18 protein-coding genes are annotated in these 21,079 nt (G+C 66.7%); 2 read left to right on the top strand and 16 right to left on the bottom strand.

Going from position 1 to position 21,079, the window contains the following annotated elements:
- Window position 1: 1 nt before the first annotated feature.
- The 4 genes from DAT37_RS15845 to eccD form a co-directional block, all read right to left on the bottom strand.
- The gene (locus DAT37_RS15845; RefSeq protein ID WP_109525456.1) at window positions 2-502 is read right to left on the bottom strand and encodes a DUF4254 domain-containing protein; all 501 of its coding nucleotides are present in this window, start codon (window positions 500-502) and stop codon (window positions 2-4) included.
- A 271-nt stretch (window positions 503-773) separates the two neighbouring features.
- The gene (gene eccCa, locus DAT37_RS15840) at window positions 774-4,847 is read right to left on the bottom strand and encodes a type VII secretion protein EccCa (RefSeq protein WP_109525455.1); all 4,074 of its coding nucleotides are present in this window, start codon (window positions 4,845-4,847) and stop codon (window positions 774-776) included.
- Between the two features lie 5 nt (window positions 4,848-4,852).
- The gene (mycP, locus tag DAT37_RS15835; RefSeq protein WP_109525454.1) at window positions 4,853-6,226 is read right to left on the bottom strand and encodes a type VII secretion-associated serine protease mycosin; all 1,374 of its coding nucleotides are present in this window, start codon (window positions 6,224-6,226) and stop codon (window positions 4,853-4,855) included.
- A gap of 88 nt (window positions 6,227-6,314) precedes the next feature.
- Complete coding sequence (gene eccD / locus DAT37_RS15830; protein WP_109525453.1) at window positions 6,315-7,787, bottom strand: type VII secretion integral membrane protein EccD; 1,473 nt, start codon at window positions 7,785-7,787, stop codon at window positions 6,315-6,317.
- A 122-nt stretch (window positions 7,788-7,909) separates the two neighbouring features.
- Between eccD and eccA the strand changes: the two genes are divergently transcribed.
- Window positions 7,910-9,727, top strand: a complete 1,818-nt coding sequence (eccA, locus tag DAT37_RS15825; RefSeq protein WP_109525452.1) for a type VII secretion AAA-ATPase EccA — start codon at window positions 7,910-7,912, stop codon at window positions 9,725-9,727.
- Between the two features lie 10 nt (window positions 9,728-9,737).
- Here the strand turns inward: eccA and eccB are convergent, their stop codons facing one another.
- Window positions 9,738-11,189 carry a type VII secretion protein EccB gene (eccB, locus tag DAT37_RS15820; RefSeq protein WP_109525451.1) on the bottom strand — a complete coding sequence of 484 codons (1,452 nt, stop codon included), beginning with the start codon at window positions 11,187-11,189 and terminating at the stop codon, window positions 9,738-9,740.
- 97 nt (window positions 11,190-11,286) lie between these two features.
- Between eccB and eccE the strand changes: the two genes are divergently transcribed.
- Window positions 11,287-12,990 carry a type VII secretion protein EccE gene (gene eccE / locus DAT37_RS15815; protein ID WP_109525450.1) on the top strand — a complete coding sequence of 568 codons (1,704 nt, stop codon included), beginning with the start codon at window positions 11,287-11,289 and terminating at the stop codon, window positions 12,988-12,990.
- Window positions 12,991-13,049: 59 nt separating this feature from the next.
- On the opposite strand, the gene DAT37_RS15810 is transcribed toward eccE, so the two are convergent.
- From DAT37_RS15810 to DAT37_RS15760, 11 genes are all read right to left on the bottom strand, one after another.
- A complete protein-coding gene (locus DAT37_RS15810; protein WP_109525449.1) occupies window positions 13,050-13,337 on the bottom strand; it encodes a WXG100 family type VII secretion target in 288 nt (95 codons plus the stop codon).
- A gap of 37 nt (window positions 13,338-13,374) precedes the next feature.
- Window positions 13,375-13,671 carry a response regulator gene (locus DAT37_RS15805; protein ID WP_109525448.1) on the bottom strand — a complete coding sequence of 99 codons (297 nt, stop codon included), beginning with the start codon at window positions 13,669-13,671 and terminating at the stop codon, window positions 13,375-13,377.
- A gap of 84 nt (window positions 13,672-13,755) precedes the next feature.
- Window positions 13,756-14,535 carry an ESX secretion-associated protein EspG gene (locus DAT37_RS15800; RefSeq protein WP_332873283.1) on the bottom strand — a complete coding sequence of 260 codons (780 nt, stop codon included), beginning with the start codon at window positions 14,533-14,535 and terminating at the stop codon, window positions 13,756-13,758.
- A gap of 37 nt (window positions 14,536-14,572) precedes the next feature.
- Complete coding sequence (locus DAT37_RS15795) at window positions 14,573-15,547, bottom strand: PPE domain-containing protein (protein WP_198654278.1); 975 nt, start codon at window positions 15,545-15,547, stop codon at window positions 14,573-14,575.
- Window positions 15,548-15,563: 16 nt separating this feature from the next.
- Window positions 15,564-15,860, bottom strand: coding sequence for a PE family protein (locus DAT37_RS15790; protein WP_109525446.1), 297 nt, complete (start codon window positions 15,858-15,860; stop codon window positions 15,564-15,566).
- 12 nt (window positions 15,861-15,872) lie between these two features.
- Complete coding sequence (locus DAT37_RS15785; RefSeq protein WP_109525445.1) at window positions 15,873-17,180, bottom strand: hypothetical protein; 1,308 nt, start codon at window positions 17,178-17,180, stop codon at window positions 15,873-15,875.
- Window positions 17,177-17,491 (bottom strand): type VII secretion target, encoded by a 315-nt coding sequence (locus DAT37_RS15780; RefSeq protein WP_109525444.1) that lies wholly within the window; start codon window positions 17,489-17,491, stop codon window positions 17,177-17,179. Before DAT37_RS15780 ends, DAT37_RS15785 begins: the two co-directional genes overlap by 4 nt.
- Before the next feature lie 139 nt (window positions 17,492-17,630).
- Window positions 17,631-17,930, bottom strand: coding sequence for a YbaB/EbfC family nucleoid-associated protein (locus DAT37_RS15775; protein WP_109525443.1), 300 nt, complete (start codon window positions 17,928-17,930; stop codon window positions 17,631-17,633).
- A gap of 10 nt (window positions 17,931-17,940) precedes the next feature.
- A complete protein-coding gene (locus DAT37_RS15770) occupies window positions 17,941-18,255 on the bottom strand; it encodes a hypothetical protein (RefSeq protein WP_109525442.1) in 315 nt (104 codons plus the stop codon).
- An 8-nt stretch (window positions 18,256-18,263) separates the two neighbouring features.
- Entirely contained in the window at window positions 18,264-19,055 is a 792-nt protein-coding gene (locus DAT37_RS15765) for an ESX secretion-associated protein EspG (RefSeq protein ID WP_109525441.1), read from the bottom strand.
- Window positions 19,052-21,013 (bottom strand): hypothetical protein, encoded by a 1,962-nt coding sequence (locus DAT37_RS15760; RefSeq protein ID WP_109525440.1) that lies wholly within the window; start codon window positions 21,011-21,013, stop codon window positions 19,052-19,054. The genes DAT37_RS15765 and DAT37_RS15760 overlap by 4 nt, the downstream gene beginning before the upstream one ends.
- Window positions 21,014-21,079 lie beyond the last annotated feature (66 nt).

Genomic DNA, 21,079 nt, shown 5'->3' with positions numbered 1-21,079 from the left:
ATCACCAGGCGGGTAGCCGCCTGCGTCCCGCGAGCACGTCGCGCACCAGATCGTCGTAGCCGTCCGCGAGTTCGGCCAAGTGGTACCACGCCGCGTGCAACTGTTCGTCGTTCGCGTCGAGCGTCTCCAGCGCATGATGCGCGCGCACCGTGGACTGGGAGAGCCGGTCGATCACCGCGCCGACAGTCTCGGTGTGCAGCGTCGCGCCGAGCCGGTGCTGCGGCACCGCGCGTAGCACCCAGTCGTCGATGGCCATCACCAATTCACCTCGGCGACGGTCATTTTCGAGAATATGCGCGGGATCGGTGTCCACCGAACCGCCGCGACCGATCCACCGGCGCTCATGGAGCACCGCCAGATCGCGCGCGAACCACAGCAGCGGGCCGCCGACCACACGGTGGCCACGACACGCTCTCACTAGAACACCCGAAGAGGGTAGTACGCCGAGTATCCCCGACTGCGCTGCCGGGTCGACACTCCGCGGCGCCTCGGGAACCGCCATCACAACCGTAGATGAATCCGAACCTGCCACGTTGCCTCGCCGTTCATAGCCGCACAACACCGGATCAGGACGTTCTTACAGTAAACCTCCGAGGGGACCTGTCAAGCACTACACGGCCCCGTTAGCGCACTGTAATCGGTGCCGTTCTCCCGCGTACGAGCTTTGCCCAGCGAACTCACAGCACGGCGAGATTCCGCGGCGGGCGAATTCCGGGCGACCACGGGCACGGACGGAATCCGCCGGAGGACACCATCGGTCGACGGCGCGACGCCTAATTCGGCGGCAGATAGGCGATCTGCACCATTTCCGGTTCGCCTCTCGTCAGCAAGGTGCCACGACCCGGCGGCAATTTGGACGCCCGGATGTCACCGAGGATCTTGCCTTCGTCCTTGGGCGCGCTCATGAGCAGGGCGGCGACCGACAGATCCTTCATCCGCCCGAGCACCTTGTCGTACAGCGCGCGTCCGGCGCCGCCGGAACGTCTGGTCACGATGAGGTGCAGACCGATATCGCGTGCCTGCGGCAGGAAATCCAGTAGCGGGTCGAGGGGATTCTGACTGGTCGCCACCATGTCGTAATCGTCCACCACGACGTAGATTTCCGGTCCGGTCCACCAACTGCGGTCGCGCAGTTGCTGCGGGGTGATATCCGACCCGGGGATACGTTTGTTCAGATATCCCGCGACCTCCTTGATCATGCCGATCGAGGTCTGCGACGAGGTGGAGTACCCCGCCAGCTGATCCCCCTCGATCAGCCCGAGCATGGTGCGCCGGTAGTCGATCAGGATGATTCGCGCCTGATCGGCGTCGGAGTTCTCCGTGATGCCGAGAACGATATTGCGCAGCAACGTGGTCTTGCCGCATTCCACGTCGGCGAAGGCCAGGAAATGGGGCGAGGCATCGAAATCCAGGATCAGCGGCTGCAGTTCCGACTCCCCGAGGCCGACCGCGACGCGGGTCGGCCCGAGCTCGATACCGCGGGCCGCGACCGCGGCGAGGACCAGTTCGCGCGGATGCTCCAGCGGCAGCATCCTGACCTCCGGTGCCCGCCTGCCACCGTAGAGCTCTTCGAGTTCCCGTTTGGCGGCCGCGACTCCCTCGGACAGTGTCTGCGCGGCGGAATCCGAATCCAGACGCGGCAATGCGATGAGCATGTGCAGTTTCTCCGGATTCAGACCACGGCCGGGCCGCCCGACCGGCACCAGTACCGCGGTACGGCGGTCCATTTCGGAATCGGCCGGGTCACCGAGTCGCAATTCGAGCCGGGTGCCGATGAGATCCTTGACCGCGGGCCGGATCTCGGCCCAGCGAGTGGCCGAGATCATGAGATGGATTCCATAGGAAAGGCCCTGCGCCGCCAGGGCGTTGAGGGTCGGCTCCAACATGTCGAACTCGGCGCGAATAGTCGGCCAACCGTCGACGACGAGGAATACGTCTCCGAACAGATCCTCCGAGAGCGGATCCGCGATCCGCTCCGCCTCGCCCAGTTGTGCCGATCTGGCCTTGCGCTTGCGGAATTCGTGAATCGTGTCGATGCCGAGTTCGCGGAAGCGTTCCTCACGTTGACGCAGCAGTGTGGCCATTTCGGCGATGGTCCGGCGCACCCGGTCGACCTCGAGCCGCCCGGCCACCGATCCGACGTGCGGAAGGCCCGCCAACCCGGTCAGGGTGCCGCCGCCGAAATCGAGACAGTAGAACTGCACCTGCTCCGGCGTATGGGTCGCCGCGGCGGCCATGATCACGGTGCGCAGTGTCGTCGATTTGCCGGATTGCGGACCACCGACCACGGCGAGATTGCCCTGCGCCCCGGCAAGATCGATGACGAGGACGTCACGGCGCTGCTCGTACGGCTTGTCGATGACGCCGATGGGCATCCACAGCTGGCCGTGCCGATTGGCCGGGGACTTCCAATCCGGATCGGGCAGCAGCATATCCACCGAGGGTGATTCGTCCAGCGGGGGCAACCATACCTCGTGCGCGGGACGTCCGTGGCCGGTCAGCCGCTGTACGACGACCTGGAGCAGCGTCGCGGGCACGGCTTCGGTCGCCCGGACCGCCTCACCGGGCGGCGGTGGGAGTTCCGTCGCGCCGGGCGGCGGCGGCAGCGCGGGAAGCCCGCCGGGGCCGAGCCTTTCACCGACCGGCAGCTCGGACTCGGCCGTCTCGACCTCGGCCGCGGTGAACACCACCGGGATCTGACCGCCGACCACTCGTCCGTCGACCTGCTGACTGCCGCGCGGGGAGACGTACGGACCGGAGACATAGGCGGCATTGAATCGCAGCGGATCGTCGGCATCGCTTTTCAGATAGCCGGAGCCGGGCACACTCGGCAGGTGATACGCGTCGGTGATGCCGAGCACCGCGCGGGATTCGTTCGCCGAGAAGGTCCGCAGACCGATCCGGTAGGACAGGTGACTGTCCAGGCCGCGTAGCTTGTTCTCCTCCAAGCGCTGTGACGCCAGCAACAGATGTACCCGCAGGGAGCGACCGAGGCGACCGATCATGACGAACAGGTCCGCGAAATCCGGTTTCTGCGAGAGCAACTCGGAGAATTCGTCGACCACGACGAACAGCGCGGGCAGCGGATCGAGCTGCGCGCCCGCGGCCCGAGCCTTCTCGTATTCGGTGACATTGGCGAAATTACCCGCCGCGCGCAGCAATTCCTGACGACGGTTCATCTCGCCGGAAAGCGCGTCCTTCATACGGTCGACCATCGAGAGTTCTTCCTCGAGGTTGGTGATGACCGCTGCCACATGCGGCAGCGACTCCAACCCGAGGAAGGTCGCGCCGCCCTTGAAGTCGACGAGCACCAGATTCAGCAGATCCGGCGAGTGCGTGGCGACCATCGAAAGAACAAGGGTACGAAGGAATTCCGACTTTCCGGAGCCGGTGGCGCCGATGCAGAGCCCGTGCGGGCCCATTCCGTTCTCCGCGGACTCCTTGATGTCGATCTCCACCGGGGTGCCGTCCGGTGTGACGCCGATAGGCACCCGGAGGCGCTCGCGGTCGCTGCGCGGTCGCCAGACCACCGCGGGGTCGACCTGCGCCGCGTCCGGAATCTTCAGCAGCGCCATCAGACCCGGCACGGCCCTCGTCTCGTCGCCGAGGCTGACGATCTGGGCGGCGGTGGCGATCCGGTAGCGGGCCAGATCCCTGGCCAGCGCCTGCGCCTCGGCGATGGTGACGCGGTCGGTCGAGGCGAACTTCTCTACGCCCGCAGCCGATTTCGCCGCGACCATACCGTCGGCGACCACGAGTTGCAGACCGCGCCGCACGGCGAGACCGGCCTGGGGCGCGGTGAGGTCGAGCACCGTCACGGAATCGAGACCCGCCTCGCTGATGATCCGCTCGGTACCGCTGACGAATCCGTCGTCGATGATGACCAACAGGTGGATACGCCCCGCGGTGGGCTGGGCGTTACGCATGAAACGGCCGCGTTCGAGCAGTTCGGCGGCCATCGCGGTCTCCAACTCGGCCAGCGAGCGGTACATCATCCTGGCCGAGCCCATACCGTCCCGGTCGACCGGATGCTGGACGTGCGGCAGCCATTTCGCCCAGGCCCAGGCGGGCGCGTCCGGGTCCGCGCAGATGATGGCGACCGCGGTGTGGTCGGGTCCGTGAAAGGTGGTGAACTCCATCAGCATCGCGCGCACCAGCATGCGCGCCTGATCGGAGTCGCCCTCGACATTGATCGCGGGGAATGCGCGCAACGAGATCGCGGTCGGCAGGTTGTGCACCACCGAATGGGTGCGCACGAAACGCCGTAGCGCGACCGTCGAGACCGGTTCCAGGTCTTCGAGCGGCCCTGTCTCCGGCCTGGCCAATTTCGTCGCCAGCCGGTGCCCGCCGACGCCGACCCTCACATGACCGAAATCCGGATCGTTGGGCCTACGCTCCCACATCCGCCTGCTACCCGCGATCGACTGGAGATCACTCGGATACGGATGACTCCACAACAGGGCGTCCAGTTGCGCGCGCCCGGTCTTGCGCACATCACGACGGACCTGATCGAGATAGCGAAAGTAGTCCTTACGTTCCTCGTTGAGCTCCGCGGCCTTCTTCGGGCCGCCGGAGCCGCGCATCCCCGCCATCATGCCGACCATCGACATCAGCATCATCATCGGGAACATCATCATGAAGGGGTTCGCCAGCAGATTGCGGCCCATCATGACCATCATCGCGATCATGCCGACAACCGCGACCACCATCACCAACGGCATCAGCTTCATCAGAATCCCGGCGGGCACCGGCCGTGGAATCTCCGGCGGCGCGGTCAGCGCCACCTCTCCCCCCGGCGCCCTCGGCGGCGCTATTCGCGGCCTGCGCACGAAACCCTCGGTGGCCATGTCTCCTACTGTCCTTCCCCGCTGTCGCCTGCGGCTGGGTCGACGTCCCGGTCACGTTCTCGGCGGTAGGGAATCGACAACGCGTAGCCGATACCCAACAGGGCGAGCAGCGCGATCGAGCCGATGGTGGCGACCCTGCGCGGCGCCGGATCGACGTACGGCGGCTCGGCAGGAGGCGGAATCCGCCGTGCCACATCGGCTCCCGCGCTGATCGGCGACTCGGGCAACTGCGCGGTCAGCGCGGCGAGCGGATCGATGAGTCCGTGGCCGATCCGGTCGTCACGGCCGTTACCCGGCGCGTGCGCGGTCGCGGCGATGCGATCGACGACCTGTCGCGCCGACAGTTCCGGGAATCGCGACCGCACCAGGGCGGCGAGACCCGAGACATACGCGGTGGCGAAACTGGTCCCGTCGATGGTCCCGGTGCCCTCGCTGGTCTGCTGTGAGTCGACCAAGCCGGTCCCGCCCGGTCTGCTGTCCAGCGACACGATATTGCGCCCGGGCGCCGCGACCCCGACCCACGGCCCGCCGAGCGAGAATTCCGACGGCGCGCCGTTGGCATCGATCGAGGCCACCGCGAGCACATACGGTGAAAACCACGCCGGGCTCACGGTGGTACGCACCGCACCCCATCCGGTGCCCTCGTTCTGACCGTCACACGACCCGTTCTGGGAGAGATTGCCAGCGGCGGCGACCACGACGACGTTGCGGTCGTCGGCGTATTTCACCGCGGCGCCGAGCGCGCCGTCGGACGGGTTGACGCCGACCGGGGCGCAGGCGACTTCGGAGATGTTGATCACCGTCGCGCCCAGGTCGACCGCGCGAACCACGGCGGCGGCCAGAGTGAGCACGGTGCCGTAACCGGCGCTGGTGATTTTGCCCGGCACATCGTTGTTGGTCGCCCGGTCCTTGGCCTCGTAGGCGGCGCTCAACTGGCGGATGGTGAGGATCTCGGCTTCGGGCGCGACCCCGGCGAATCCGTCGTCCAGACTCGGTCGCGCCGCGATGAGGCCCGCCACGATGGTGCCGTGACCGTCACAATCGGAGGTGCCGTCGGAATCGGAGACGAAATCACCGCCCGGTTGCAGGGCCGGCAGGCGCGGATGCCGGTTCACACCGGTGTCGATGACAGCGACCTTCTGTCCGGCGCCGCGGCTGAATTGCCAGGCGGCGGGCAGATCGAGCAGGCGCTGGCCCTCCGGCGCCTCGCGCGGAGGGCTGCCCGCGAGCGAGGGTTCGGCGCATATCGAGCGCTGTTCGGTCACCTCGGGCGGGCCGCCCTTGGCGTTGATCGCCAGCGCGGCGCCGAGTGCGCCTTCGTCGATGGTCGGCGGTCCGATGGCACCGGCTGGAGCACAGGTCGCGCCGAGGCCGACCATGACCGCAACGACACACGCCAGCTGCGTTAGCACACGACCACGACGTCGAGGTCCGGTGCGGTGACTCATCGCCGATAACACCTCGCGGTCATAGGTTCCTGGCTGCCGAATACAGGTCCATGACCCATAGCACCAGCGGAATCACGGTAACGATCAGCAGGTATTCGAAGATCTCCCCGGCCCGTCTGGTGACCGGTGACATCTCGGTATGCGGGCCGATCACACCGAACGCCACCATCGATGCGGCGATGACCAGCAGAATGCCCGCCATCGGCACGAGCCAGGACGGATGCCCCAGCGCCACGGTGACCAGCACCGCGAGCAGGGCCACCGCGCCCGCGCCGATCAGCGTCGCCGACTGGGTGAGATCGGCGAAGGCGCGTCCGCGCAGACTCAGGATCACCGCGATGACCAGTCCGAGCGTGATGCCCTGCCAGCGCGCCGCCCCGAACGGGTCGGCGACGAGCACCGAGGAGAGCACGGCCGCGACGGCACTGCCGATGATCACACCGGACTGGTACTCGTTGGCGACCTTGGCGCGCAGTTCGAGTCCGGCCGCGGACGGCAACGCCGTGGCGCCGATCGCGCCGATGTCCTCGATCGTCGGCCGTGGCTCGTGGTCGGCGGGATCGATGGCGGCACCAGCGGTCGGCACCGGCGGTACGGGCAGACGTGCCGCGGCGACGGCAAGCCTCGGCGCCATCGCGATCATGATGAGCGCGGCGACCAAGACACCCGCCGCGATCTTCGACGCGTCGATGTCCCATACCATCCGCACGAGCGCCGCGACACCGCCGAACAGCACCGTCATCACCGTGGCCGAGGTGAGGGTCGCCCCGACTCCGGTCGCGCTGTACCCCGCGACCGCGGCGACCAGGGCGGCGACCGCGGCGAACATCAGATGAGGGCTACCGATGCCGTTCGGCACGAAAAGCAGTGCGGCGGCAGCGCACAACAGCACGCCGTACAGCGAAAGCGCCACCGCGGGCATGCGTGCCCGGTACCTGCGCATGGCGATAGCCGCGGCGGCCAGTCCCGCGATGCCGGGTCCGAGGGCGACGAAGCCGATGGCCCACGAAGCCCCGTCCTGCTTCGCGGCGATCAGCAATCCGACAGCAGCCAGCGAGGATACGAGCGCGAGCACGACGCCCATCCATCCGGCCGCACGCGCCGACCAGTTACGGAAGGTGTCGGTGGTGAGTTTCGATACCGCGTCGATCACATCGTCGAACAGCGCGGGCGACTCCTTCGCGGTCACCGAGCGCAATACCAGCAACTCACCATCGAAAACCTCTGCGGCGGTGAGATTCTGGTCCGGCGGAATCGGGTCGCGACCGATCTTCGCCAATGTCCAATGGGACGTCCGCAGCGGCGCGCCCTCTTCGCGCTCGGTCAGATCCGGGTTGCGTGACTCGATGAGTTCGACGAGGTCGGTGATGAAGGCGGCGATCGGAATCGTCGCGGGCAGACCCAGATCCAACTGGGTGTTGCCTCCGATCACCGATACCCGGCACAGTTCCGGATCGGCGGCACCCAAGCCACTGGTCGACGACTCGGTCACGAGCGTGCAGACTCCCTACATTTCGTGCGTCCCTGCTTGGCAACGCTCCCAATCTATCCCACGCACTCCCGGTATGCTGAGCGAGAACTCGCTGAAACAGTCGCCTTTGGGGGCTCACCCGCATGACCGGCAATCGCCAAGCACAACGCGCCTTCGACGCCGGCGTCCTGTCGCTGGGAATCGTGATAGACGGGCAGGAATCGGCCCGCGACCTCGACTATGCCAAGCTCGCGTTCACCAGGGCCACCGAATGGGATCCCGGCATGTGCGACGCCTGGCTCGGCCGGGCCGCGGCGGGCGAGCTGACCCGCGAAGTGCTGTTCAACCTGTTCAAGAGCAGCCCCAACACGCTGTTCCGCGAGCAGCGCCGACTCGGCCTGCCGCCGAGGGCGCTCGCGGGCCGTTTCGTCATCGGTCAGTACATCGACTATCCGCTGGCCGGATACGTCGAGATCTGGCTCGCGCAGGCGGCGCAGTTGATCAACGACGGCGATCACGACGAGGCCGAACGGGTGCTCGACGAACTCGCCCGATACCGAAAATCCCAGCTGTCACAACCCGATAAGGCGATCGACGACCGCATCTGCGCCTATGTCCGTGCCGTTCTGCACTACCAGACCCAGCGCTGGCCGGATGTGATGACGGTGCTGAACGGGTCCACCGAGTGGGAGGATCCGTACCTCGCCGCGGGCGCGCACGTGATGGTCGGTACCGCGTGCGCCCAACTCGGCCTGTTCGGTGAGGCGATCCGGCGCATGGAGCAGGCGGAGGCGGGCCCGATTCCCGCGGCGGCCACCACCGCGCGTTTCTGCCGCGGACTGTGCCTGCGTGAGAACGGCAACGAGACCGAGGCCCAGGCGCTGTTCGAGAAGGTGTTCTCCGAGGCTCCCGATTTCGAGGCCAATGCCGCGGCCATGCGGGATCGTAAGTACCGCATCACCGTCACCACGAAAGAGCAGATCGACGCCCGCACCGATCGCTGGGATCCCGGTTCGGCCCCGACCACCGATCAGATGGGGCGCGAGGAACGCGACGACAAGGCCAAGCGCATTCTGGAGATCGCGCGCAAGGAGCTGGACGAGCAGATCGGCTTGGCCGCGGTCAAGACCCAGGTCGCCAAACTCCAGGCCACCGCGCAACTGTCCAAGATTCGCGCCGAGAAGGGTATGGCCAGCGTGTCGCGCGGTCAGCACTTGGCGTTCACCGGCCCGCCCGGTACCGGTAAGACCACCGTAGCCCGCGTCGTCGCCAGGATCTATTGCGGGCTCGGCCTTTTGAAGACCGATCACTTGATCGAAGCCAAACGCGCCGACTTCGTCGGTCAGCACCTGGGCAGCACCGCGATCAAGACGTCACAGCTGATCGACACCGCCATGGACGGCGTGCTGTTCATCGACGAGGCGTACACGCTGATCCAGACCGGGCTTTCCGGCGGTGACGCCTTCGGCCGGGAAGCCGTCGACACCCTGCTGGCCCGCATGGAGGACGACCGCGATCGACTGGTGGTCATCATCGCGGGATACGAGAGCGAGATCGACCGGCTGCTCGCCTCCAACGACGGTCTCGCGTCGCGCTTCTCCAAACGGGTGAAGTTCGATTCGTATTCGCCCGTGGAATTGGGCGAGATCGGCCAGTTCATCGCCAAGAAGAGGGATTCCGATGTCGCCGATGAGGCCCTCGCGCTGTTGATCCAAGCCTGCGAGGTCCTCTACGCGAGGGAGGTCGCCGACCAGAACGGCGCCACCCACCGCGGCATCGACCTCGCGGGCAACGGCCGATTCGTCCGCAATGTCATCGAAGCGGCCGAGGAGGAGCGCGAATTCCGCTTGGCCACCGATGAATCCCTCGATCTGAGCAGCGTCGACGCCGATGTCCTCATGCGCATCGAGGCAGTCGATATGCAGAACGCACTCGACAACGTCCTGGCGACCCTGCGCTGACGGCCGCCGGTCAGTGACCGGTGGGGAGGACGTCGTGGCTGACCAGGGCGTCCGACGGACTCAGAGTCGGACCGGGTACCAGCGCGCCGATGATCGGCCACGGCGCCTGCCGCGGTTTCGCCTCCAGGCCGAGGATCTCCGCGGTGGGGGCATCCGGGATGCCGAAGCGAATGCCGTTGTCGGCGATATAGAACAGTGAGCCCTTGCGGACGCTGTCCGGATCCATGCCGGTGACCTGGACGAACTCACCGGTGCTCGGCGGAATGTAGACGGCGTCCACCCGGTCTCTCACACCATCCGAGGTCGCGATCTCGACCGGTTTCGTGTGATCGGGCAACGGCAGTGCGCGTCCGGCCAGGACGGTGACGGTGGCCTCGGGGTCCGTGGCGCCCTTCTCCCAGGACATGCAGCTGACGGGGGCGTCCTCGGCGTCGAGAATCTTCGGTGTCCCACTCGGGAATTGGTCGACCGCGAGCCTGGTCACGTAGGGAATACCGAGCAGCCGATCCGGCGGAACCGTCGTGATATCGCTCATCCCCTGGGAATTCGCGTTGCGAAGGACGTCGGCGGTGAAGGCCGAAATCGACTGCACGCCGTCGGCGAGCACCACGTACAAATCCTCGGAGTTCACCCCGCGCACCCGGATCACCCCACCCACCGGAATATTCGACAGTTTTCCCGGTCCCGGCTCTCCGACGCGCTCGATCTGCGGCACCGCGATCGGCAGCACCTGGGAGGTCGCGTTGAGCAGTCCGGGACTGATGGGGCGGGGCTTCTTCTCGCGCAACGACAGCGACGCGGCGATCACCGAATCCTTCGGATCGATCTCCGCGCGCTTGCCGTCGAACAGCAGATAGGTCTTGTCGGCGCGAGTCACCAGCAGCGCCTCTCCTGACGCTGTCGGGCGCGCCACGGCGCCGGCCTTCGTCTCCAGTCGACCGGCGATCACGGTGGTCTCGGCGCCTGGTGATCCGACCGCGCTCCCGGATTTCGACAGAGCGACACTGTCGCACAGTGTCCAGATCGAGCGATCCCCCGCGGAGGACCCGGGCAGCGCGGCGGGCGCACCGGGGATGCCGAGCATCGCGCCGCGCGGCAGCGCGCCGAGTTTGGAGGTCTTCACCGACGTCGGCGATTCGTTGCTCTGGGTGATCAGTCGCGCCGAGGCAAGGTTGAGCACCGGATGCAAGGTGCCGTCCACCACGGCATACAGGGCGCCCGACTCCTTGGCCATCACGATCTTGGCGTCGTCGATGGAACCCTGTGGCCGCAGGAACGACATGATCGCCGCGCCGGCCACTACCAGCAGACCCAGCACCGCGCCGACGAGTAGCGACCGCGACTGCGAACGCATCGGATCGTGCAGCATGCGCACGTCCCGCCGGACCAGCGCGTGTTCATAGCGCTTGAGCAGGAACCGATATCCGTTGACTTGGGCCCGCGTGGTCAACTGTGCAGGCACTGATGCCTCCGAACTGACGTGTCTACATCGAGAGGGCGAGATCGCCTCGTTCCGCTCACAGTAGCGAAGGAGTGGAACTTCGGTCCATTATGAGCGCATGGCGTCAACAACGGCCGAGGACCCGAAATCGGCACCGCCGCTGCGGTCACCGCACTTCTGGTTGTTCCGAATGTTCCCGCTGCGACAGGTGATTCCCGCGTTACTGCTGGCAGTGGTGGTCGCACTGGTCACGGCTGCTTTCGGCGCACCGCCTATCGCCGCCGTCGCGGGCGGCGTCGCGCTCGCGCTGGTCGCGCTCGTCCCGATACGCGGCGCCACCGTGGCGGCACGCGTCGGTGGCGCGATCACCTTCCGATGGCAAGTTTTTCGCAATCGTTCGGCGACTGTCAACCATGCGCCGTTCGATGTTCCCCTGCCCGACGGCGGCAGTTACGGAATGCGCTGGGACGGCCTTCATCTGATCACCATGTTGCGCATCGACGCTCAGCCCCCGTTCGTGACCAGACTCGGTCCGAGCGGGCTGAGCGCGGGCGAGATGATCCCGCTGCCCGAGCTGGCACGCTGCCTGAGTCAGTTCGATATCGCGCTCGCCGCGATCGACGTGATCAGCACCGGCTCCAGGACGTCGGACGCGGGCGCGGTAGCGCGGCTCTACGACCAGATGCTCGGTCCGTTGCCCGCGGTCGCCCACCGCACGGTGTGGATCGTGCTGCGGCTGGACCCGCTGTCCAATACCGACGCGGTGACTCGTCGCGGCGGCGGTTCCACCGGCACGCTGCGCACCGCGCTCGTGGCCACCCAGCGCGTCGCCAACCGGCTCGCCGCCCGCGAACTCACCGCCTCGGTGCTCTCCGCCGCCGAAATGACCGCCGCCGTCAATCAACTCGTCCGCGGCGGTCACCTCGACGAATTCAGCGAATCACCCGACAGCCTCGAACAGAACGGAGTCCACTCCACCACCTACCGTGTCGCGCTGGAGGAATTCGGTGATCGCGGTTTCACCGATATCTGGGCGACGCAGAGTCTGGCGACAACACTGACATTGCGACTGCGCCCGGCCACCGGTAGCGCCGCGCCTGGTTCCACTTCCGGGATCGAGGTCACCGCGACAGCGCGTTTCGACGCCAGACACCAGCCCGCCGAAGCGACGGTGCCGGGTCTGGTTCCGCTGCGCGGCAAACAGTATCGCGCGCTCGTGCACAGTCTGCCGATCGGCGACAGGGGCCCGGAACTGCCGATCGACGGCTCACTGGGGACACCGGAGTCACTGGCGGGATTCGATCTACCGCTCACCGGTTGCGGACAACTGATCGGCGCCGACTCCAGCGGACAGGGCGTGGCGGTGCCACTGGTCGGGCATGTGCGCCGGGTCGAGATCATCGGCGCGCTGCTCATCGCCAAACAGGTGATCCTGCGGGCGATCGCGCTCGGCGCGACGGTGGTGGTCCACACCAACCGGCACGAGCAGTGGCGCGAGATGGTGGCCTATGTCGATTCCCCACAGGCGCTCTCACTGGCGACGTGGTCGGCCGGGTCTCAGCAGGCGAACGCGTACCGCGCCGCGACCGTCATCGTCTACGACGGCCTGACACCGTCGACCCATCACTCCGACGCCACGGTCATCCTGTTGCGTCAGGAGTCGGGCGGAGCCGGTTTCGATCCCGATCTCACGCTCGTCGAGGATTCCGAGACGGCCAACCTGGTCACATTGCGGTCCGCGGCGGGCAGCACGCAGGTGCACATGGTCGCCACACCTTTCGAGATGACCTATCTGGGTGCACCGCAACCGATTCCGGTGTGACACCGGAGGCCCGCTCACGCCGATCGTGAACGGGCCTTCGGCAACGCTGTCGGTCGAGGTCAGCCCGCGAAGCTGTCGTAGACCTTTTTGTCGGCGGCCTGCGCGTTGCCGAGCGCGCGGTCCACGGCGTCACGCAGATTCTCGAGAATGGTGGTGGTGTCGCTGAATTCCAGCGTCCACGCGTCGTGTGCGTCCTTGAACGCCACCGCGGACTCGTTCTCCTCCCACGCGACGTTCAACAGCTTGGCGGCCACACCCTCGAGGTGTTCGATCTGGCTGTTCAGTGCCCTGTAGTGGCCATCGAGCTGGTCGATGAGCGGCACCAGGTACTTGGGGTCGTAAAGCATTGTCTGTCCTTTCGAAATGAGTGGATCGCCGCGATGGTCAGACCAGGTTGGTGAACGCGTCGACGTTGTCGGTGTCCACGCTGCTCTTGGTCTGGTTGCCCTCGAACACCTTCGAGGTCATCACGTCCAGCTTGTTGTTGAGCCGGATCCCCTCTTCTTCCCAGTTCTGCGCGGCGGTGGTGCACGCGCCGTTCGCCTCGCCCTGCCATCCGGGTTTGGCGGACTCGATATCGGTTCCGATATTGGCGATCGTCTTCTTGATCTCGCCGACTGCCGTCAAGAGGTCGTTGACGACCTCGGCGGCTGCGGCATCATCGAGACTTACCTTCGACATTTGTGGACCTTTCTCGTATGTCTGTTCACTGCTGTTCGATTGACGCGGCCAAGATTTCGCAAGCAGCCCTCGACGACGCGCGAGCTACGGCATCCACCTTCCTCCGGGCAGCGACTCGATCAAGGCCGCGATCGCCTGCGCGACACGGTGATCGGTGCCCGGTGTGAAGGTGGACCAGACCCGCAGGTCGGCTGCCGCTCCGGGGCTGGCGACGATACGACCCCGCGAGGTGTCGTAGACCGCGACAGCACCGGAAGATCTGGTCGAACTACCGTCGACCGAGCTGTAGGCGACGATCTCGGCATGCGCGCGACAGCTCGCCAACGCGAGCCCGTATTCGATCGCGTCACGTTCGGCCACGCCCACCGAGTAGACCGCCTGGGTGTAGTCGCCGGCGTCGGTCGCGCCGTCGAATCTTTCGCGTAGTTCGTCCGAGAGCGCGCTGAAACTCACCACTTCGGCGGGCGGGCACGGACCGAGCGCGGCCAGCACCGGACGGGCGAGCGCATGCGCGTCCTCGTCACCCCACGTGGTGTGGATGTCGAAGACATCGCCGATCCTGGTCGCCAACGCGTGCTGGGCGCCGCGGCGGGCCAGGCACACCCGGCGCATACCGTCCTCGGCGTGGACGCGCGCCACCAGTTCCCGCTCCGGCTGCGCCAATACCAGCAGGGCCGTCGCGAGTTCGGAGTCGACCTCGTCGTATCTGTCGAGCAGTCCCGCTCCGCGCAGTTCGCCCAGCGCGTGGTGCTGCGCGGCCTCCCACTCCGCCACCGAATCCTGTCGCGGACCGACCGCGAGCACGGAGGGCAGGGTCTGGACACCCAGTACATTCGACACCGCGAGCAGGGCGTCATTGGTCATCGTCGACATCACGCCGCCCGCCACCGCGGCGGGGCCGTCACGGCTGGACCTCCACCCGCTGCACCCGCGTCGACTCGGCCGCCGCGCCGAGCACCGGCGGCGCGGCATCGATTCCGGCCTCGAGCTCCAGTCCCTCACCGGGCCTGGCGGCCGCGGCGCCCGCCCGTACCGTTCGCTCGACCTCACCGAGCGCGGTTCCCGGGGCCATGGCGCCGGGGGCCATGCGATTGGCCATACTCCTGTCCGTCGCCACCGGGGCCGTTTCCACCGGGACGACCTGCTCGTTCGCGGTCGTCCGCACGACCGACTGTGCTCGATAGGCGGTCTTCTCCCGTGCGACGGAGAGCCCGCCGAGACCGGAAAGGAATCCCGGCGGCAGGCCAGCCGCCGACACCGGACCGACACCGGAAGGTGTTGCCGGACCGCTCTGTTCGGCCTCGAGCGGCGCGCTGGACGCGATGACGGGGGGCGCCTCGTGGGTCCACGGTGTGGCGAGCGGGGTAGTCGCCGATTCATAGCTCTGCATCACGCGCGCGGCGTTGGCCTTGGCGAGATCCTGTTCACCCTCGACCTGCGCCGCCGCCGCGACCAGCGGCGCGCCCAACGCGGCACCGGCCTGTTGGATTCCACGCATGGCGGTCTCCAACGCGGCGATCTCGACCATATGCGGCATGGCGAGCCGCGCCACCTCGTATGCGACCGCCTGGCCACCCGCTCTCGTGGCGTTCTGTCCGGCCGCCGCCGCGGCCTCGACCAGCCATTCCCGCAGTTTGGAAATGCGCTCCAGCACCGCTTCGCTCTCGCCGGAACGCCAGGACTCGCGAATCCTCGCCAGGATCTGGTCGTATTCGACCACGGCCGCGCCGAAACTCGCGGCCAGCTTCGCCCATGCCGCGCTCGCCTCCGACATGGGTACCGCGCCGGGCCCCGTCGTGAGATCGCGAGCCAGCTGATCGGTGGGTCTGGCCTGCCAGACCACACCGGTGAAGCCGATGACCGGTGGTTCGACCATGCGCGCGCCGCCCGTGTCAGTTCGCCGCGCTGAAGCCGCTCGCGTTCTCGTCGTCCATCCGCACCAGCAGGTCGGACTGAGAACGCAGGGCCGCGGCCAGCTTACGGATTTCGTGAATGCCCTGCACAGCCGCCTCGTCATAGGACGACGCCGCGTCGCGCAGCGTCGCGGCGGCCCGCCCCGAGACCTCGTCCAGTCCGGCGGGCTGTACGAGCAACGCCGGAAGACTCTGTCGCAGTTCGGTTTCCAGTCTGGCAGCCAAGGCGTCCAGATCGGTGGCGGACTGGCCTGCCCGAATCGGATCGAATTCCATGACATCCTCCTGTCAGAGGGTGAGCGCCTTGTCGGGCGAGTCGGAGTCGAGTGGTTCCGATACACGTTCGGCCGCGCCGACCACCGGCAGCGAAGCCCCCTCGATATCACCCACGACCTCGTTGCCGTGCTGTTCGGTGACCAGCAGACCGCGCAACCCTTCGGAGGTCGATTCGCCGGTTCGGGCTGCCGCGGCGCCCGCGGCACCGCCCATCGGCATCATTCCGGGGCTCGACATCGCGCCGCCTCGTGTCATCGCCTGTGTCGCACCGGTGGCCTCGGCGCTCGGCGCGCTCGCGCCCGCAGCGCCCAACGGGCCCGCTCCGCGTGCGGAGCTCCACGACGCGAGCTCTCGCGCGCTGCCGCCGCCGATCGCGCCGAATCCGATCGGACCACCGCCGAGAACGCCGCTGCCGCCACCGTCACCGAAGCCACCGAGATCATCCGTGCTCGCGGGATCGAGGCCTTCCGTACCTTTGCTCGCGATCGACTTCGGCGTGTTCAGCGCGGTATTCACCGCCATCAACTGTTGCGGCATCGTGGTCGCGAGGCTGGTCAGCGGACCCAGGATCTGCATCACCTGGGAAATCGCCTGCATGGCATCGACGTTCTTCGGCGCCTGGGTGACCGGAACCTTCGTGCCGGTCTCGGCCATCGCGGCGCTGTGCACGGTGAGTTCGCCCCTGGTCTTCGCGATGACGGCGAGGGCCTCCGAAATCGTCTCTGTCGTCAGAGCGACCAGAAACGCCTGGCCGGGCGGTGTCGCGAGAAATGGGGCGGCGGCGGTGACCGAGGCCATGAATTTCGTGATGATGGCGGTCATCTGACTCGAGCCCTGGAAAACCGAACTCGCGGCGGTGGCGACACCCACCGAGGTCTGCGCACTCTGATCAGCGACGGCAGCGGTGTCCTTGGCGGCCGCGCCGCCCTTCTCCGCGGCTTCCGCGGAGGCCGCGCTCTGCCACAGCGTCATCGCCAACTGCAGCGCGGAACTGCCGAGCGTGGTCGCGGTCTGCAACACGGTGGAAACGATCTGCATGACCTGGGCCGGATCGACCGGCGGACCTGCTGCGGCCTGCCCCGCCGCGGGTAGGGTTCCGGTGCCGAAGCTACCGGCCAGATCCGTGAGTGGCTTGGCGAGAACAGACAGGTCGATCACCGGCAGCGGCGGCAGATCGGGCATCGGGGGCAAGCCCGGAATCTCCGGCAGCGCCGGGAGACCCATCTCCTTCAGGACATCGTTCACGGGCCGATCGAGCATCGGTCCGATCGCGCTCTGCCGGAGCAGGTCCACCACGGATTGATCCAGGGGAACACTCATATCTTGTCGACAGACCCGAAATCGGTGACGGCCGAAGCCTCGGTGACGTCGTACAGCGCGGCGCTCTCGTGCGCCGCGACCGCGGTCATGGCGTACACGTGGGCCAGCTCGGCGACCGAGGTCAGGTTGTTGGCCTGGGCTCCCGCGAAGGTGGCGAGAAAATCCTGACCGATCAACCCGAAGACGGGGATCGCGGCGGCGATGATCGCCGCCTGGTTGGCCGCACCGGCGACAGCGACGTCCGCGGCCATGCCGGCAGCAGCATTCCCGTACTGCCGAACGGCGTCGGACGTCACAACAATCTTATCCATCGGAAACCTCAGCTGCGAGAAGACTATTGGTCCGTGTGAATCCAATGTACCGGATCACCCGTACTCTCGAGTAGCGAAATATCAGTAAACAACTCGCAAAATGCGGACCATAAGACGATTACGTGCCCCAGTTCGAGAGCTATTCTGCCGCTTCATAATTGAACGCCGCGACGAGTTCGCCGCGCTCGGCGAACGCCCGTTGCGCCGCTCTGGCCGCGGTATTCACGACCACCTGCTCGAATTCCGCGGGTGACATGCGCGCGATCGCACCCGAGAGTTCCAGATCGCACAATGCTCCGTTGCCGTCGACCACCGCTGTCACGGCGGCGTCGGCGGAGGTTTCCCGTACCCGGATCGCCGCCATCCGCTCCCCCAGATCCCGAATCCGATCCAGCTGACCACGCACTCGCGCTTCCAGCGCGTCCATCGCCTCACTCATCGTCGCCCCCTCAGACCGACCGCAGCCAACTCTGCGGTTCGTCCTCGTAGTCCTGCTCCTCGATCAACTCCTGCCGCGCGACATCTTCCGGCTTCGGCAGCCCGGTCAGCGCGAGCACCTCACCGGTCAGCCCGGCGGCCTCCAATTCGGCGCGGCGAGCCAACCCGGCCCGATTCGCGGCCTGCCTGCACAATCGCACGATGTCACCGGCCAGAGCGCTCGGATCCCGCCGCAATTCCTCGGGTTCCACGGTGAGGGATATCGGCAGACCCTGTTCCGTGGTCTCCACCGAGATCGAACCGTTGCGTGATGTTGCGGTAGACATGTCACCCTCTATCTGCGCTCGTCCTTGATCGCCCTGATGACCGAAGCGATTTCGGCGTTGATCAAGGTGGTCAGCCGCACCGCGTCCGCGCCGACCGCACGCGGCGGAACGCCGGCGATGATCGCGTACCTGCCGTCGTCCACCAGGTCACGCCACTCGATCTGATGTCGGGTGATACCGCGCGGGCCGAAGATCGACCGACCCTGCACCACCGTGATGATCCCTTCGGTGATCGCGGGCGCTTCCAGGAACTTCCGGGAACGGTGCGCGATCGGTTCGTCGAACGAATCCTCTACCAGCGAAGCGCCGTATTCGTGTTCCACCTCGTGATCGCGCTCGGCGACGGGCATCATGATCTCGCCGAGTTTCCCGGCGTCCAACGCGGGCATCTCCGCGACCAGGGATTTGGCCAAGTTGACGGCACTGCATTCGGTGATCACGAAACCGCCGCTGTGCCAAATAGTTTCACCGGGAAGTTGCTTCACCAGGTAGCCGATATCACCCTTGCGACCGGCAAGCAGGCGAACACACCCTTTCGGATCGTCCATATCCTGCGCACCCCAACCGTCGACCACGACGCGGATATCCGGAAAAGCCAGGGTGTCGAGCATTTCGGCACTGTCTCGATCATCGATCTTGGCGGACAGAACCTCTCGCGTCCGGATCTTCTCGCGAATGAAATCGTCGTGTCCCGCCGTCCTGCTGGTGAAGGTGAGCGGTGACGGAACCTCGTCGTCGGATTCGGCGCGCTCCCAGAGCACGAAGAATTCCAGGTCGGTGAAGTTCCAGGTACGACTCACTTGTCGACCACCGGCTTGACGACGCGGGGTGCGTCGCCCAGTGCCTCCTCAAGATGTTCGCCGGAGTCGAGAAAGGTCGGCCGCTTGTGGTTCTGGTTGTTCTCGCCAGCACCGCGACCCGCCGCACCCGCTGCGCCCGGCGAACCGGGCATGCCGGCCCCCGACATACCCGTCACACCGGACATCCGGCCCAGCGCGGTCGCGGCGGTCTGGGCCGCGCCCGCTCGCGGGAATAGTTTGGCGGCCTGCGACAACTCCCTGGACACCGGTGACACGCCACTGCCGGAACCACCGACGCCGCCGCCCTTGCCCGCCGAGAGCGCCGCATTCTTTGCGGCCTCCAACGCGGCCGCCGTGGGTGCCAGTCCGGCGAGACCGGGAAGTCCTGCGAGGTCGGACAGGCCCGACAGACCGGAGGACGCCTCCTGCGCGGCTTGCTGCGCCGCCGAGAGGGCTTCCTGCGCGGCCTGCTGGCCGGCCGAGACCGCCTCGGTCACCGCTTGCTGTGCCTGCTGAGCAGCCTGAGCCCTGGCCGCGTCTTCCTGCTGGAGACGCGCCGCCGCCTGCTGCTCGCGCTGATACTGGGCGGCCTCCGCCTGTTGCCTGCGCGCGGCTTCCTGCTGTTCGCGCTGGAATTTCGCGGATTCCTCCTGTTGTTTGCGCGCCGCCGCCTCCTGTTGCTTGCGCGCACGCTCGGCGGCCTCCCGTTGCTGGCGCTCCCACGCCTGCTGGTTGCCGAGGTCCGGACTGCTCGCACTCTGCAACGTGGGTTTGGTCCCGCCCGGTCCCGGGCCGGGCCCGGGTCCCGGGCCAGGACCCGGGCCGGGGGCGGGAGCCGTCGTGGTCAGTTCCTTGTTCGGCGACGGAATGGGAGGGATTCCGGCACTGGCGGTCTGGACTCCGGGGACATAGAGACTATTGAAGGCCTGCCGTGCTCGCGGAAGATATCTGTCACGCGCGACGATTCGGCCGACACCACCGCCGCCGCCGGTACTCCACGCGGTCGGCGGCATATTGAGGCCGACCGCCCACAACCATCCCGATGTCCACTCGAGATTGGTGCCGATGGTGTTGATGACGGATTTCAGATTCAGGATGTTCGTCCGGTAGGTCAGGGCGGCAGCCACCGACGCCTGCGGTCCCTTGCCGCCCCATTGTCCAGATGTGTGCAGGGATTCGATGCTGTTGGCGAGATCGCTGAAGGCGATGTCGAGCCGGTCGCCGATCCAATTCCATACCGCCGAGGCATCGCGCACGGCGGAATTGTGGTCACGAAGACTCACGCCCAGCTGATAATAGGTGCCGTATTCGATGCCGTAGGCGTTCTCGATCGTCGGGTCACCGGTCCAGGCGTCGCCCGGCTTGGCCGAGTCGGCGGTAGCGGTGATGAGCGACACCGGGATGGAATCGGCGCCCTGGGCGGCTTGGAAATCCGCAGGCGGGAGCTTTCCGTCTCGCGGCATCGACGCCGTCGAATTCGGGTCGCTGTAATCGGAATGCAAGTCCGCCGCCCAGCCGGGAAGGCCGCCCTCACCCGCCAGAGGTACGCCGGGAAACTCCCAGGTGGGGTTCTTCCACGCGAAGTAGCGGCTGGGATCGGTTCGGTATTTCTCGAAGTTGTCCGCGGAGGAGTCGTCCGCAGTCGTGTAGATCTTGCCCGCGATCGCGAACATCTCACCCATTCCGCGCAGGATCTTCTCGTCCTCGGCGAGCCGATCATCGAGATCGTTGGCGGCCGTGAAGAACCGGTTGCCCAGCGTGGTGCCCGAGGTGAGGTTGCCCCACCCCTGGAATCTGGTGATCGAGTCATCGATCGCGGATTTGGCAATGAGCAACATGGTCACTGTCTGGGCGACCAGCAACGCCGCGTCTTTCGCGGCCTGCTCGCCGATGTCGATCTTGCCCTCGGCGGCTTGCTGCTGAAAGGTCTTCCACGGGTTCGTTCCCTCGCCGGCCACAGGTCTTGCTCCCGCCTCTCACGACTCCGAATCTCCCGGAATCGATCGATCACTCGACACGCTGTA

This window comes from Nocardia aurea (assembly GCF_003123685.1).
In the GTDB taxonomy this organism is placed as follows: Bacteria; Actinomycetota; Actinomycetes; order Mycobacteriales; family Mycobacteriaceae; genus Nocardia; species Nocardia aurea.
Note: the sequence above shows the minus strand (reverse complement) of the source record. Positions and strands in the feature narration are given on the sequence as shown.